Annotated in this window: 12 protein-coding genes; 10 read left to right on the forward strand and 2 right to left on the reverse strand. The window is 71.3% G+C overall.

What is annotated here, in order from left to right; genetic code table 11:
- Positions 1-173: 173 nt before the first annotated feature.
- Positions 174-1,631 (reverse strand): exodeoxyribonuclease I, encoded by a 1,458-nt coding sequence (gene sbcB / locus PKC53_RS01275; protein WP_324425487.1) that lies wholly within the window; start codon positions 1,629-1,631, stop codon positions 174-176.
- Between the two features lie 87 nt (positions 1,632-1,718).
- Here sbcB and serC point away from each other — a divergent pair, with 87 nt between their 5' ends.
- The 5 genes from serC (at position 1,719) to PKC53_RS01300 (ending at position 7,352) form a co-directional block, all read left to right on the forward strand.
- Positions 1,719-2,804 carry a 3-phosphoserine/phosphohydroxythreonine transaminase gene (gene serC / locus PKC53_RS01280; protein WP_324425489.1) on the forward strand — a complete coding sequence of 362 codons (1,086 nt, stop codon included), beginning with the start codon at positions 1,719-1,721 and terminating at the stop codon, positions 2,802-2,804.
- Entirely contained in the window at positions 2,797-3,996 is a 1,200-nt protein-coding gene (locus PKC53_RS01285; protein ID WP_324425491.1) for a phosphoglycerate dehydrogenase, read from the forward strand. Before serC ends, PKC53_RS01285 begins: the two co-directional genes overlap by 8 nt.
- A 5-nt stretch (positions 3,997-4,001) precedes the next feature.
- Positions 4,002-5,141: an acyl-CoA dehydrogenase family protein gene (locus PKC53_RS01290; RefSeq protein ID WP_324425493.1), complete on the forward strand. Its 1,140-nt coding sequence runs from the start codon at positions 4,002-4,004 to the stop codon at positions 5,139-5,141.
- Positions 5,141-6,100 (forward strand): crotonase/enoyl-CoA hydratase family protein, encoded by a 960-nt coding sequence (locus PKC53_RS01295; RefSeq protein WP_324425496.1) that lies wholly within the window; start codon positions 5,141-5,143, stop codon positions 6,098-6,100. The genes PKC53_RS01290 and PKC53_RS01295 overlap by 1 nt, the downstream gene beginning before the upstream one ends.
- Before the next feature lie 85 nt (positions 6,101-6,185).
- Positions 6,186-7,352: an MBL fold metallo-hydrolase gene (locus PKC53_RS01300; RefSeq protein WP_324425497.1), complete on the forward strand. Its 1,167-nt coding sequence runs from the start codon at positions 6,186-6,188 to the stop codon at positions 7,350-7,352.
- 22 nt (positions 7,353-7,374) lie between these two features.
- Here PKC53_RS01300 and PKC53_RS01305 read toward each other — a convergent pair whose 3' ends face one another.
- On the reverse strand, positions 7,375-8,169 hold the full coding sequence (locus PKC53_RS01305; RefSeq protein ID WP_324425499.1) for a crotonase/enoyl-CoA hydratase family protein: 795 nt from the start codon (positions 8,167-8,169) through the stop codon (positions 7,375-7,377).
- 117 nt (positions 8,170-8,286) lie between these two features.
- Here PKC53_RS01305 and PKC53_RS01310 point away from each other — a divergent pair, with 117 nt between their 5' ends.
- From PKC53_RS01310 to PKC53_RS01330, 5 genes are all read left to right on the forward strand, one after another.
- Positions 8,287-9,162 carry a branched-chain amino acid ABC transporter permease gene (locus PKC53_RS01310; protein WP_324425501.1) on the forward strand — a complete coding sequence of 292 codons (876 nt, stop codon included), beginning with the start codon at positions 8,287-8,289 and terminating at the stop codon, positions 9,160-9,162.
- Positions 9,163-9,168: 6 nt separating this feature from the next.
- Positions 9,169-10,245 (forward strand): branched-chain amino acid ABC transporter permease, encoded by a 1,077-nt coding sequence (locus PKC53_RS01315; protein ID WP_324425504.1) that lies wholly within the window; start codon positions 9,169-9,171, stop codon positions 10,243-10,245.
- Between the two features lie 130 nt (positions 10,246-10,375).
- Positions 10,376-11,173: an ABC transporter ATP-binding protein gene (locus tag PKC53_RS01320; protein ID WP_324425506.1), complete on the forward strand. Its 798-nt coding sequence runs from the start codon at positions 10,376-10,378 to the stop codon at positions 11,171-11,173.
- Complete coding sequence (locus PKC53_RS01325; RefSeq protein ID WP_324425508.1) at positions 11,170-11,943, forward strand: ABC transporter ATP-binding protein; 774 nt, start codon at positions 11,170-11,172, stop codon at positions 11,941-11,943. Before PKC53_RS01320 ends, PKC53_RS01325 begins: the two co-directional genes overlap by 4 nt.
- Positions 11,940-13,808 (forward strand): AMP-dependent synthetase/ligase, encoded by a 1,869-nt coding sequence (locus tag PKC53_RS01330; RefSeq protein ID WP_324425510.1) that lies wholly within the window; start codon positions 11,940-11,942, stop codon positions 13,806-13,808. The genes PKC53_RS01325 and PKC53_RS01330 overlap by 4 nt, the downstream gene beginning before the upstream one ends.
- The last annotated feature ends 2 nt before the right edge of the window (positions 13,809-13,810 follow it).

The following is a 13,810-nucleotide window of genomic DNA, read 5'->3' on the forward strand; positions in this document are numbered from 1 at the left end:
CCCGAGGATACGACGGCTCGACACCGGCATGGCAAGACCACCCAGCGGCCGCCGCGGGCGTGTCACCTGCGACCGGACTGCGCACGTCCTCGAGCCGCCGCCGCGCTCCGGCGGCGCCGGTGCGCTGGTGGCGCGCCTCCGACGGGGAGGCGCCGCAGGCGCTGCGGGGGCCTCTACCCCGGCGCGATCTCGCCCGCGTAGTCGGCCAGGGCCTCGAGCAGCGCCTGCATGCGTTCGTCGTCGGCGTGCGCCTCGGCCAGCGCGTCGATGCGGTCCTGGTACGCGGCCAGCGTCAGTGCGCCGCCGGCGCCGTCGTGCAGGCGCGCGGCACAGTGCCGCTGCCAGCGCGCGCGTTCCTCGTCGTCGAGCGTGGCGGGAAAGTTGCGCGCGCGGTAGCGCCACAGCAGTTCGTCGAGCCGCGGGTCGTCGAACGCCGTGCGCCGGTGCGCCAGCTCGTCGGGTGGCAGCGCGCGCAGCCGCTCGAGCGCGCGGCGGTCACCGTCACCGAGCAGCGCGCCGTACAGGTCGTCGTCGACGTCGGCCGGCTCACCGCTTTCGGGCCGTGCGAACACCTCGGGCCACAGTCCGGCCAGCGCCGGCGCCAACCGCTGCGCGTCGCGCAGGTGGCGCGCGGTGCGCTGCGCGTCGACACCCCAGCGCTCGGCGGTCGCCGGCGTCAGCACCTTCGCGTTGCCGATCACCACCGGCGCGCGGTTCAGGTGGATCGTCTTCAGCGGCAGGCGTTCGACGCCCTCGGGCAGGTCGTCGGCGCGCGTGAACAGGCGCTCGCGCACCTGCGCCGCGTCGAGGCCGGCCAGGCGCTGCGGGTCCTCGGCCAGGTCCCAGACGATGACCTCGTTGCGGTTCGTCGGGTGCGGCGCCAGCGGCCACACCAGCGCCAGGCAGCCACGCTCGACCGGGTAGCGCCCCGAGACGTGCAGCAGCGGCTGGCCGGCGCGCTGTGCCGCGGCGATCTCGTCGGCCACCGCCTGCTTGCCGCGGCGCTCGAGCAGGAAGGCCCACAGTCGCGGCTTCTTCGTGCGCAGCAGCCTCGCCAGCGCGACCGTCGCACGCACGTCGCTCAGCGCGTCGTGCGCCGACGCGTGCACCAGCCCGTTGGCCGCAGACAGCCTGTCCAGCCGGAACGTCGGCCGGCCGTCGTCGCCCAGCGGCCACTCGATGCCTTCGGGCCGCAACGCGAAGGTGCAGCGCACGACGTCGAGCAGGTCCCAGCGCCCGCAACCGTTGCGCCACTCGCGCGAGTACGGGTCGATCAGGTTGCGCCAGAACAGGAACCGCGTGACCTCGTCGTCGAAGCGGATGCTGTTGTAGCCCACGCCCACCGTGCCCGGCACCGCCAGTTCGCGCTCGATCGCCGCGGCGAAGGCGTGCTCGGCGACACCCTGGGCCAGCGCCTGCTGGGGCGTGATGCCGGTGACCAGGCAGCTCTCGGGATCGGGCAGGAAGTCCGGCGCCGGACGGCAGTACAGCATCAGCGGCGGCGCGACCTCTTCGAGTGCGGCGTTGGTGCGCACGCCGGCGAACTGCGCCGGGCGGCTGCGCCGCGGGTCGACGCCGAAGGTCTCGTAGTCGTGCCAGAAGAAGGTGCCGTCGAGTGCGAGGGGGGCCATGCACGCACGATAACCGAGCCGCGGCCGGCGCATCGGCTAAGCTTGCGCGCACGTCCGCCCCCCGCCCCCCTGCCGGAGACCCCGTCCATGACCCGCGCGATCAACTTCAGCGCCGGCCCCGCCGCGCTGCCCGAACCGGTGCTCGAGCGCGCCGCCGCCGAGATGCTCGACTGGCGCGGCTCGGGCATGTCGGTGATGGAAATGAGCCACCGCGGCAAGGAGTACATGGCGATCCACGCACAGGCCGAGGCCGACCTGCGCGAGTTGCTCGGCGTTCCGGCGAACTACAAGGTGCTGTTCATGCAGGGCGGCGCGATCGCGCAGAACGCGATCGTGCCGATGAACCTGCTGCGCGGACGCACCGGCGCCGACTACGTTCACACCGGCGAGTGGTCGAAGAAGTCGATCCAGGAGGCGAAGAAGTACGCCGAGGTGCGCATCGCCGCGACCGCCGAGGCCAGCCGCTTCACGCACGTGCCGCCGCGCTCGGAGTGGCAGCTCGACCCGAACGCCGCCTACGTGCACATCTGCGCCAACGAGACGATCGGCGGCGTCGAGTACCACTGGACGCCCGACACCGGCGACGTGCCGCTGGTGGCCGACATGTCGAGCAACATCCTGTCGCGCCCGGTCGACGTGGCGCGCTACGGGCTGATCTACGCCGGCGCGCAGAAGAACATCGGCCCGGCGGGGCTGACGATCGTCATCGTGCGCGACGACCTGGTCGGCCAGGCGCTGCCGATCACGCCGTCGGTGTTCGACTACAAGCAGGCGGCCGACAACGACTCGATGCTCAACACGCCGCCGACCTACTCGATCTACGTCGCCGGGCTGGTGTTCCAGTGGCTGAAGGACCGGGGCGGGCTGGCCGCGATGGCCGCGCACAACGAACGCAAGGCGGCGCTGCTGTACGACTTCCTCGACGGCGGCAGCGGCTTCTACGTCAGCCCGGTCGCCAGGGACAGCCGCTCGCGCATGAACGTGCCGTTCAAGCTGAAGGACGAGTCGCTCGACGACGCCTTCCTCGAGGGGGCGCAGGCGCGCGGCATGGTGCAGCTCAAGGGCCACCGCTCGGTGGGCGGGATGCGCGCGTCGATCTACAACGCGATGCCGCTGGCCGGCGTGCAGGCGCTGGTCGAGTACATGAAGGAGTTCGAGGCGCGCCATGGCTGAGCCGACGCACCGCCGCCTGCGCGTGCTGGTGCTCAACCAGGTCTCGGCGCAGGGCCTGAAGCGCCTGCCGGCCGAGCGCTACGACGTCGGCAAGGACCTCGCCGATCCCGACGCGATCCTGCTGCGCTCGGCCGACCTGCACGCCGCCCCGATCCCCCCCGGCGTGCAGGCGATCGCGCGGGCCGGCGCCGGCACCAACAACATCCCGGTGGCGGCGATGAGCGCGCGCGGCGTGCCGGTGTTCAACGCGCCGGGCGCCAACGCCAACGCCGTGAAGGAGCTGGTGCTCGCCGGCATGCTGCTGGCGGCACGCAACGTGGCGCCGGCACTGCGCTTCGTCGCCGCGCTCGACCCCGCCGCGCCCGACCTCGACAAGCTCGTCGAGGACGGCAAGAAGGCCTACGCGGGGTTCGAGCTGGCCGGGCACACGCTGGGCATCGTCGGGCTGGGCAAGATCGGCTGCCTGGTCGCCGACGCGGCGATCAAGCTCGGCATGGACGTGATGGGCTTCGACCCGCACATCACCGTCGACGCGGCGTGGAGCCTGCCGTCGCAGGTGAAAAAGGCCGCCAGCGTCGCCGAGGTGCTCAAGCACTCGCACTTCGTCACGCTGCACGTGCCGCTGATCGAGGCCACGCGAAACCTCGTCGACGCCGACAACGTCGTGCTGATGCGCCCCGGCGCGGTGCTGCTGAACTTCTCGCGCGAGGGCGTCGTCGACGACGCCGCGGTCGTCGCCGCACTCGAACGCAAGGCGCTGGCAGCGTACGTGTGCGACTTCCCGAACGCCGTCTTGCACGGCCACGAGCGCGTCGTCGCACTGCCGCACCTCGGCGCGTCGACGCGCGAGGCCGAGGAGAACTGCGCACGCATGGTCATCGACCAGCTGCGCAGCTACCTCGAGCACGGCCAGGTCGAGCACGCGGTGAACTTCCCCAGCGTGACGATGCCGCGCGAGTCGGCGTGGCGGGTGGCGATCGCCAACGCCAACGTGCCGAACATGCTCGGCCAGATCTCGACCACGGTGGCACGGGCGGGGCTGAACATCCACAACATGGTCAACAAGTCGCGCGGCGAGATGGCGTACACGCTGGTCGACGTCGACAGCCCGGTGGCCGACGCCGTGCTCGCCGACCTGCGGCGCATCGACGGCGTGCTGGCGGTGCGCTACCTCCCCGACCCGGCGGCGTGACGGGCGTGGACGCGACGCAGGTCGACGACCTGCGCGCCGGACTGCGACGCTTCGTCGCGCGAGAGCTGGCGCCGCACGTCGACGCGTGGGACGAGGCCGGCGAGTTCCCGCGCGAGCTGTACCGGCGCGCGGGGCAGCTCGGCCTGCTCGGGCTCGGCTACCCCGAGCGGTTAGGCGGCATGCCCTGCGACCTCGCGACGCGCCTGGTCGCCGTCGAGGAGATCGCCCGTGCCGGCAGCGGCGGGCTGCTGGCCGGGCTGTTCTCGCACCACATCGCGCTGCCGCCGCTGCTCGCCGCGGGCCGCGCCGAGCTCCAGCAACGCGTGATCCCGCCGGTGCTGGCCGGCGAGGCGGTCGCCGCGCTGGCGGTGACCGAACCCGGCGGCGGCTCCGACGTGGCGCGGCTGGCCACCACCGCGCGGCGCGAAGGCGAGCACTACGTCGTCGACGGCGAGAAGGTGTTCGTCACCTCGGGGCTGCGCGCCGACTGGCTGACGGTCGCCGTGCGCACCGGCGGCCCCGGCGCCGGCGGCATCTCGCTGATGGTGGTGCCGGGCGACGCGCCGGGGCTCGCGCGCGCGCCGCTGAAGAAGATGGGCTGGTGGTGCAGCGACACGGCGCACCTGCGCTTCGACGGCGTGCGCGTGCCGGCGCAGCACCTGATCGGCGACGAGCACGGCGGCTTTGGCCTGATCATGGAGAACTTCAACGGCGAACGCCTGGCGCTCGCCGCAGGCGCCGTCGCGTTCGCGCAGGTCACCCACGACGAGGCGCTCGACTGGGCGCGCCGCCGGCGCACGTTCGGCCGCGCACTCGTCGAGCACCAGGTGGTGCGCCACCGGCTGATGGACATGCGCATGCGCATCGCCGCCAGCCGCGCGTTCCTGCGCGACGTCACGCGGCGGCTCGACACCGCCGGCGCGGCACCCGACGCCGAGACCGTCGCCGACCTGTGCCTGCTGAAGAACCACGCCACGCGGACGCTGCAGTGGTGCGCCGACGCCGCGGTGCAGATCCTCGGCGGCATGGGCTACATGCGCGGCACGAAGAGCGAGCGCATCTACCGCGAGGTCAAGGTGATGACGATCGGCGGCGGCACCGACGAGATCATGAAGGAGCTCGCCGCGCGGCAACTGGGGGTCTGATGGCTCGCTACACGACGCTCAAGCTCGCGGTGCGCGGGCGCATCGCGACGATCACGCTGAACCGCCCCGAGCGGCTCAACGCGATCGACGACCGCATGCCCGGCGAGATCGAGGCCGCGGTGCAGCGCGCCAACGACGACGCGCGCGTGCACGCCATCGTGCTGCAGGGCGCCGGCAGCGCGTTCTGCGCCGGCTACGATCTCAGGTTCTACGCCGAGCACGCGCACGCCGTGAACCAGCCGATGCCGTGGCAGCCGATGCGCGACTACCGGCTGATGAAGCGCAACACCGAGCGGTTCATGAGCCTGTGGCGCAGCCACAAGCCGACGATCGCCAAGGTGCACGGCTACGCGGTGGCCGGCGGCAGCGACATCGCGCTGTGCTGCGACCTGCTGGTGATGGCCGACGACGCGAAGATCGGCTACATGCCGGCGCGCGTGTGGGGTTGCCCGACCACCGCGATGTGGGTCTACCGTGTCGGCGCGATGCGCGCCAAGCGGCTGCTGTTCACCGGCGACCTGATCGACGGGCGCACCGCGGCCGACTGGGGGCTGGCGACGCTGGCGGTGCCCGCGGGCGAGATCGACGTCGCGACGCAGGCGCTGGCCGAGCGCGTCGCCGGCGTGCCGACCGCGCAGCTGACGATGCACAAGCTCGTGGTCAACCAGGCCGTCGAGGCGATGGGGCTGGCGCAGACGCAGACGCTGGCCACGCTGTTCGACGGCATCACGCGCCACTCGCCCGAAGGCACGTGGTTCCGCCGCTACGCCGAGGCGCACGGCTTCCCGGCCGCGGCCGAGTGGCGCGACTCGGGGCGAGCGCTGCCCGAGCTGGAGCCGGGCGACACCGGCGACGCGTTCATGACGCCGCCGGCCGCGGCCGACGCGCGGTCGGCCTGGTCGCGCGACGTGACCGGCAAGCGCCGCGTGGCGGCGCGCCCCAAGCCCGGGCGCCGTTGACGCCGTGGGCGTCGCCCGCGTGACAGCCGACGCCAAGGGCCGTAGCATGCTCCGCACGACCCCCCATGACACCCGGGAGACTGCGATGACCGACCGCGCGACGCCCCACGACGACTACCTGGCCAGCGCCGGTCGCCGGCGGCTGCTGCGCGCCGGGAGCGGCTCGCTGGCGGCCCTCGCCGCCGGCGGCCTGTTCGGCGGCCGGGTCGCGGTGGCGTCGACGGTCGACAAACCCGCCGACGTGCCCGTCGTCGACCGCGTCGCGATCCGCGTCGTCACCGACTCGTACCACCACGCGTTCGAGCCGCCGCGCACGCTGGGCTCGCTGCAGGTGCAGCGCCTGGGCTTCGCGGTGGCCCCGCGCACGCCGCCGCGGCGCACGCTGCAGAACGAGTGGGGGCTGTCGCTGCACGTCGAGTCGGCACGCGGCGACGAGACGCGGCAAGTGCTGCTCGACTTCGGCTACACCCCCGAGGCGCTGCTGAACAACCTGCTCCTGTGCGGCATCGACACCTCGAAGCTCGATGCGGTGGCGCTCAGCCACGGCCACTTCGATCACTTCGGCGGCATGGTCGGCTTCCTCGAAGCGAACCGCGGCAAGCTCAAGCCAGGGCTGCCGTTCTACCTCGGCAGCGAGGAGTGCTTCTGCACGCGCGAACTGAACGTGCCGGGCGAGGCAGGCAGCTTCGGTGCGCTCGACCGCGACGCGATCCGCGCCGCCGGGCTCACCGTCACCTTCGCCGAGCGGGCGTCGGTGCTGGCATCGCACGGCTTCACGACCGGCACGATCGCGCGCAGTTCGTTCGAGCGCGTGCTGGCGCCCACGCGCATGACCGTGGGCATGCAGGGCGCGCTCGGCTGCGCGCCCGAGCGCCTGCCCGAGGCCAAGCGGGCGCTGACCACCGCCGTGCCCGACGACTTCGAGCACGAGCAGGCGATCGCGTACCACCTGCGGGGCCGCGGGCTCGTCGTGATGACCTCGTGCGGACACCGTGGCATCGTCAACTCGGTGCGCAAGGCGATGCAGGTCGCCGGCACCTACAAGGTGCACGCCGTGCTCGGCGGCTTCCACCTCGCGCCGCACGCCGTCGACTACCAGCGGCAGACGCTGGCCGAGCTGAAGGCGATCAACCCGGACTTCCTGATCCCGATGCACTGCTCGGGCGAGACCTTCGTCTCGATGGTGCACACGGAGATGCCCGAGCGCTTCGTGCGTTCGTCGACGGGCACGCGCTTCGTGTTCAACGCGTAGCGGTGTCACCCGCCGGCGACGATCAGGCCGGCTGCCCTCCTCGCCCGGCGCCCGCAGCAAAGCGTCCGGCGCCGGCCCGGCTTTCGCCCGACGACAGCGTCGCGCGGCCCAGCGCGAACTCGTGCGCCAGCGCGTCGCGCAGCGGCAGGCCGGCCTGGGCCTTCACGCTGGCCAGGTCGCCGCGCAGGCAGACCTGCGGCAGCGCGGCGATCTGCCGCGCCAGCGCGAGCGCGGCGTCGAGCGCCGTCTGCCCGGGCCCGGCGCGCCGCTGGGCCAGGCCGATGGCCAGCGCCTCGTCGGCGCCGACCGCGCGGCCGGTGAGGATGAGGTCGAGCGCACGGCTCTCGCCGATCAGACGCGGCAGCCGCACCGTGCCGCCGTCGATCAGCGGCACGCCCCAGCGACGACAGTAGACGCCGAACACCGCCGTGCCGTCGACCACGCGCAGGTCGCACCACAGCGCCAGCTCGAGGCCGCCGGCCACCGCGTGGCCGCTGACCGCGGCGATCACCGGTTTCGACAGCCGAAGGCGCGTCGGCCCCATCGGGGCGTCGGCGTCGAGGTCGTCGTGCAGCGGGTTCGTGCGCTCGCCGCCTTCGGCGATCGCCTTCAGGTCGGCGCCGGCGCAGAACACCGCGTCGCCGCCGGTGAGCACGGCGACACTCGCTGCGGGGTCGGCGTCGAAGCGCCGGAACGCGTCGGCCAGCGCGCGGGCGGCCGGCCCGTCGACGGCGTTGCGCACCGCGGGCCGGTGCAGCCGAACGATCCACACGGCGCCGTCGCGCTCGACGCCGACACCGGCCTGCACTGTCTCCATCGTGACACCTCGTCGCGGGTGGTTTGCGGGTTTCCTCCCGCACGGTGGGCGGCGGCTTTTCGCTACAACTGCGCGTCCCCACGTCCAGCATAGCCCGAACCCGGCCCGAGGCTTCGTTTGCAGGTCCTGCAGGTACTCGTCAGCGGCATCGCGCAAGGTTGCATCTACGGCCTGATCGCGCTGGGCTTCGTGCTCATCTACAAGGCCACCGAAGCGGTCAGCTTCGCGCAGGGCGAGCTGATGATGCTCGGCGCCTTCCTCGGGCTGGCGCTGCTGACGGTGCTGGGCTTCCCGTTCTGGATCACCGTGCCGGCGGTGATCGCAGCGATGGCGGTGTTCGGCTTCGCGCTCGAGCGCGCCGTGATCCGCCCGATCCTGGGCCAGCCGGCGTTCTCGATCGTGATGCTGACCATCGGCATCGGCTACGTCGCGCGCGGCGCGATCACGATGGTGCCGGTGATCGGCACCGAGACGCACACGCTGCCGGTGCCGTACAAGGACGAGGTGATCCCGCTCGGCGGCGTCGTGCTGGCCGTCGAGCAGTTGGTGGTGATCGGCATCACCGCGCTGCTTTGCGGCGTGCTGTACCTGCTGTTCAGCCGCAGCAAGGTCGGCATCGCGATGCAGGCGGCGTCGCAGAACCAGCTGGCCGCCTACTACATGGGCATCCCGGTGAAGCGGCTCAACGGCGTGGTCTGGGCGCTGGCGGCGGTGGTCGCGGCGGTCGCGGGGCTGCTGCTCGCGCCGATCACCTTCGTGCACGCCAACATGGGCTTCATCGGGCTGAAGGCGTTCCCGGCCGCGGTGGTCGGCGGCTTCGGGAGCCTGCCCGGCGCGATCGTTGGCGGGCTGATCATCGGCGTGGTCGAGTCGCTGGCCGGCTTCTACCTGCCCGAGGGCTTTAAGGACGTCGCCGCCTACGTCGTGGTGCTGATCATGCTGATGCTCAAGCCCAACGGGCTGTTCGGCGAGAACCTCAGGAAGAAGGTGTAGCCGGCGATGCGCTTCATCTTCAAGACCAGCTACGACCAGGACATCTCGCTGGCCAAGCACGGCGGGCACCGGCTCTGGTACGGGGCGCTGCTGGTCGCGCTCGTCGCGGCGCCCTGGTGGCTCGAGGCCTACGGGCTGGCGCAGCTGACCTTCATCCTGATCTACGGCATCGTCGGGCTGGGGCTGATGCTGCTCGCCGGCTTCACCGGGCTGTTCTCGATCGGCCACGCGGCGTTCCTCGGCGTGGGCGCCTACACGCAGGCGGTGCTGGCGGCACAGGGCTGGCCGTTCCCGCTGTCGCTGGCCGCGGCGGCGGGGCTGTCGGCCGTGGTCGGTGCGGTCGTCGGGCTGCCGGCGCTGCGCGTCAAAGGGATCTACCTGGGCATCGCGACGCTGGCCTTCGGCTTCATCGTCGAGGAGGTGCTGGCGCGATGGGAGAGCGTCACCGGCGGCAACGCCGGCAAGATGGTCGGGCAGCCGCAGATGTTCGGCTGGGTCGCCGACAGCAGCGAGAAGTTCTACTTCCTGTGCCTGGTGATCGCGGTGGCCTGCACGCTGGCGGTGCTGAACCTGCTGCGCAGCCCCACCGGGCGCGCCTTCGTCGCGATCCGCGACAGCGAGATCTCGGCGCAGAGCATGGGCATCCACCTCGCCTACTACAAGACGCTCAGCTTCGCGATCAGCGCCGCGCTGGCAGGCATCGGCGGCGCGTTGTACGCGCACATGATCCGCTTCCTGTCGCCGGACCAGTTCAATATCATCCAGTCGATCGACCTGCTGCTGATGGTCGTCATCGGCGGGCTGGGCAGCGTGCACGGCGCGTTCCTCGGCGCGATCTTCCTGATCGGCATGCCGCAGGCGATCAGCGCGTTCAAGGACCTGCTGCCCGAGGCGATCGGGCAGGCGCCGGGACTGAAGTCGGTGATCTACGGCGCGGTGCTGATCGCGTTCGTGCTGTTCGAGCCGCTCGGGCTGTACGGGCGCTGGCTGAAGGTGCGCACCTGGTTCCAGCTGTTCCCGTTCTACCGCAAGGGCCTGTTCAAGCGGCAGAAGGCGTTCCAGAAGTCGGATCGATTGAGATGATCCCCCCCGAAGCGCCGTCGGCGCCTCCCCCCCGGGGGGGCGAGCCCGCAGGGCACGCCAGCGGAGCGGCGAAGCCGGATCCGCGGCGTCCGCCCGAACAACGCAGCGTGCCAAGCGTCTGATCGCTGCCATGCAAGACGTCCTGCTCTCGGCGAAGAACCTGGAAGTGCGCTTCGGCGGCGTGCTGGCGGTCAACGACGTCAGCTTCGACGTGCGCCGCGGCGAGGTGTTCACGCTGATCGGCCCCAACGGCGCCGGCAAGACGACGGTGTTCAACCTGATCAGCCGCATCTACACGCCCACCGCCGGCTCGATCGCCTACGAGGGTCAGGACCTGCTCGGGTTGCCACCGCACCGCATCGCCGCGCTGGGCATCGCGCGCACGTTCCAGAACATCGAGCTGTTCGAGCACGCCACCGTGCTGCAGAACCTGCTGATCGGGCGCCACATCCACCGCCGCAGCGGATTCTGGAGCGAGATCGTGTTCACGCCCCGCGTGCGTGCGGCCGAGCGCGAGACGCGGCGCAAGGTCGAGGAGGTGATCGACTTCCTCGACCTGCAGCACTACCGCGACACGATGGTCGCCGGACTGCCCTACGGGGTGCGCAAGGTCGTCGAGCTGGCGCGCGCGCTGGCCACCGGCCCGAAGCTGCTGCTGCTCGACGAGCCTTCGTCGGGTCTGAACGTCGAGGAGACCGGCGACATGGCGTTCTGGATCCAGGACATCGTCGACGACCTCGGCATCACGGTGCTGATGGTCGAGCACGACATGAGCCTGGTCTCGCGCGTGTCGGACCGCGTGCTGGCGATGAACCAGGGCGCGGTGCTCGCGGTGGGCGCGCCGGCCGAGGTGCAGGCGCACCCGGGCGTCGTCGAGGCCTACCTCGGCACGGCCGACGACGCGTCGTCGCTGCGGAGACCGAGATGACGGATGTCATCCTGAAGCTCAGCAACGTCGAGAGCGCCTACGGCCCGATCAAGGCGATCCGCGGCGTCAGCCTGCAGGTCGAGCGCGGCCGCATCGCCACCGTGCTCGGCAGCAACGGTGCCGGCAAGACGACGATCCTGAAGACGATCAGCGGCATCATCGACCCGCGCAAGGGCACGGTCGAGTTCAAGGGCGCGAACATCACCGCGCAGGACCCGGCGTTGATCGTGCAGCAGGGCCTGGTGCACGTGCCCGAGGGGCGCGAGGTGTTCCCGCTGCTGTCGGTGCACGACAACCTGCTGATGGGTGCCTACACGCGCCGCGACCGCGACGCGGTGGCGCGCGACCTGGACACCGTGTACCACTACTTCCCGATCCTCAAGGAGCGCGAGCGCCAGGACGCCGGGCTGCTGTCGGGCGGGCAGCAGCAGATGCTGGCGATCAGCCGCGCGTTGATGGCCGCGCCCGACCTGATGCTGCTCGACGAGCCGAGCCTGGGCCTGAGCCCCAAGCTGACGAAGGAGATCTTCGAGATCGTCGTGCGCATCAACCGCGAGCGCGGCACGACGATGCTGCTGGTCGAGCAGAACGCCAACATGGCGCTCAACGCCGCCGACTACGGCTACGTGCTCGAGAACGGCCGCATCGTGATGGAGGACACCTGCGAGCGCCTGCGCGACAAGGAGGACATCAAGGAGTTCTACCTGGGCATGAAGGAAGCCGGCGCGCGCGGCGAGCGACGCTGGAAGAAGAAGAAGACGTGGCGATGAACGGACTGTGGAACCTGGCGCGCGACGCGGGCCGCACCGAGCGGGTGGTGCCCGGCGCGACGGTGCCCGAGGTGTTCGTCAACGCCGTGCGCGAGCGCGGCGACCGCGTCTGGATGCGCGAGAAGAAGCTCGGCCTGTGGCGCGCCTGGACCTGGAACGCCGCCGCCGCCGCGGTGCGCGAGATCGCGCTCGGCCTGGCCGCGCTCGGCGTGCAGCCGGGCGAGCGCGTGTCGATCCTGTCGAATACGCGGCTCGAGTGGATGCTCGCCGACCTCGGCGTGCTGTGCGCCGGCGGCGTGTCCAACGGCATCTACCCGACCGACAGCCCGGTGCAGGTCGAGTACCTGTGCAGCGACTCGGACACGCGGGTGATCTTCGTCGAGGACGAGGAGCAGCTCGACAAGGTGCTCGAGGTGCGCGCGCGCCTGCCGCGGCTGGCGAAGATCGTCGTCTTCGACATGAAGGGCCTGCACCGTTTCGACGACCCGATGGTGCTCGGCCTCGAGGTGCTGCGCAGCGCCGGCGCCGAGTACGACCGCACGCACCCCGGCCTGTACGACGAGCGCCTGCGCAGCCGCGGCCCCGACGACCTCGCGATCCTCGTCTACACCTCGGGCACCACCGGCAAGCCCAAGGGCGCGATGCACCTGCACCGCGGGCTGGTCTACACGATGCGGCAGGCGTCGCTGGCGTTCCCGCGCACCGACCGCGACGAGCGCATGTGCTTCCTGCCGCTGTGCCACATCTTCGAGCGCATGGCCGGCGCGTACTTCTCCGTCTACACCGGGTCGGTGCTCAACTTCGTCGAGAACCCCGACACGGTGCCCGAGAACGTGCGCGAGATCGCGCCGACGGTGTTCGCCGCGGTGCCGCGCGTGTGGGAGAAGTTCTACTCGGCGGTGATGATCGCGCTGCAGGAGTCCAGCCGGGTGCAGCAGATCGCCTACCGCTGGGCGATCGGCGTCGGCGGACGCGTCACCGACCTCGTGCTCGCGCGCCGGCCGGTGCCGTCGGCGCTGAAGCTGCAGTTCGTGCTCGCGCGCTGGCTGGCGCTGGACAACGTGCGTCGGCTGATCGGCATCCACCGGGCGAAGTACCTGGTCACCGGCGCGGCGCCGATCTCGCCCGACCTGATCCGCTGGTACCTGTCGCTCGGGGTGCCGATGCTCGAGGGCTGGGCAATGACCGAGAACTGCGCGCTGGGCACCATCAACCGCCCGGAGGCGATCCGCGTCGGCACCATCGGCCGCGCCGCCGACGGCACCGAGGTGCGCATCGACCCAGACACCGGCGAGATCCTCGCGCGCGGGCCGAACGTCTTCGCCGGCTACCTGAACCTGCCCGACAAGACCGCCGAGGCGATCGACGCCGACGGCTGGCTGCACACCGGCGACGTCGGCACCGTCGACGACGAAGGGTTCTTCCGCATCACGGACCGGATGAAGGACATCATCATCACGGCCGGGGGCAAGAACGTCACGCCCAGCGAGCTGGAGAACGAGCTGAAGTTCTCGCCGTACGTCACCGACGCGGTGGTGATCGGCGACAAGCGGCCGTACCTGACGGTGCTGATCATGATCGACCAGGAGAACGTCGAGAAGTACGCGCAGGACCACGACGTGCCGTTCAGCAACTACGCCAGCCTGACGCGCGCGCGCGAGGTGCAGGAACTGATCCAGCGCGAGATCGACAAGGTCAACGCCAAGTTCGCGCGCGTCGAGCAGATCAAGGCTTTCCGCCTGATCGAGACCCAACTCAGCGCCGAGGACGAGGAGCTGACCCCGACGATGAAGCTCAAGCGGCGGTTCGTGCAGCAGAAGTACGCCCCGCTGATCGAATCGATGTATGGCAGCAGCCGCGCCTGAGC

Source organism: Azohydromonas sp. (genome assembly GCF_035325925.1).
Lineage (GTDB): Bacteria > Pseudomonadota > Gammaproteobacteria > Burkholderiales > Burkholderiaceae_C > Calidifontimicrobium.

Bases quoted from the DNA above. Each gene is read 5' to 3' on its own strand.
- sbcB (WP_324425487.1), bottom strand. From the start codon at position 1,631: ATGGCCCCCCTCGCACTCGACGGCACCTTCTTCTGGCACGACTACGAG.
- serC (WP_324425489.1), top strand. From the start codon at position 1,719: ATGACCCGCGCGATCAACTTCAGCGCCGGCCCCGCCGCGCTGCCCGAA.
- PKC53_RS01285 (WP_324425491.1), top strand. From the start codon at position 2,797: ATGGCTGAGCCGACGCACCGCCGCCTGCGCGTGCTGGTGCTCAACCAG.
- PKC53_RS01295 (WP_324425496.1), top strand. From the start codon at position 5,141: ATGGCTCGCTACACGACGCTCAAGCTCGCGGTGCGCGGGCGCATCGCG.
- PKC53_RS01300 (WP_324425497.1), top strand. From the start codon at position 6,186: ATGACCGACCGCGCGACGCCCCACGACGACTACCTGGCCAGCGCCGGT.
- PKC53_RS01305 (WP_324425499.1), bottom strand. From the start codon at position 8,169: ATGGAGACAGTGCAGGCCGGTGTCGGCGTCGAGCGCGACGGCGCCGTG.
- PKC53_RS01315 (WP_324425504.1), top strand. From the start codon at position 9,169: ATGCGCTTCATCTTCAAGACCAGCTACGACCAGGACATCTCGCTGGCC.
- PKC53_RS01320 (WP_324425506.1), top strand. From the start codon at position 10,376: ATGCAAGACGTCCTGCTCTCGGCGAAGAACCTGGAAGTGCGCTTCGGC.
- PKC53_RS01325 (WP_324425508.1), top strand. From the start codon at position 11,170: ATGACGGATGTCATCCTGAAGCTCAGCAACGTCGAGAGCGCCTACGGC.
- PKC53_RS01330 (WP_324425510.1), top strand. From the start codon at position 11,940: ATGAACGGACTGTGGAACCTGGCGCGCGACGCGGGCCGCACCGAGCGG.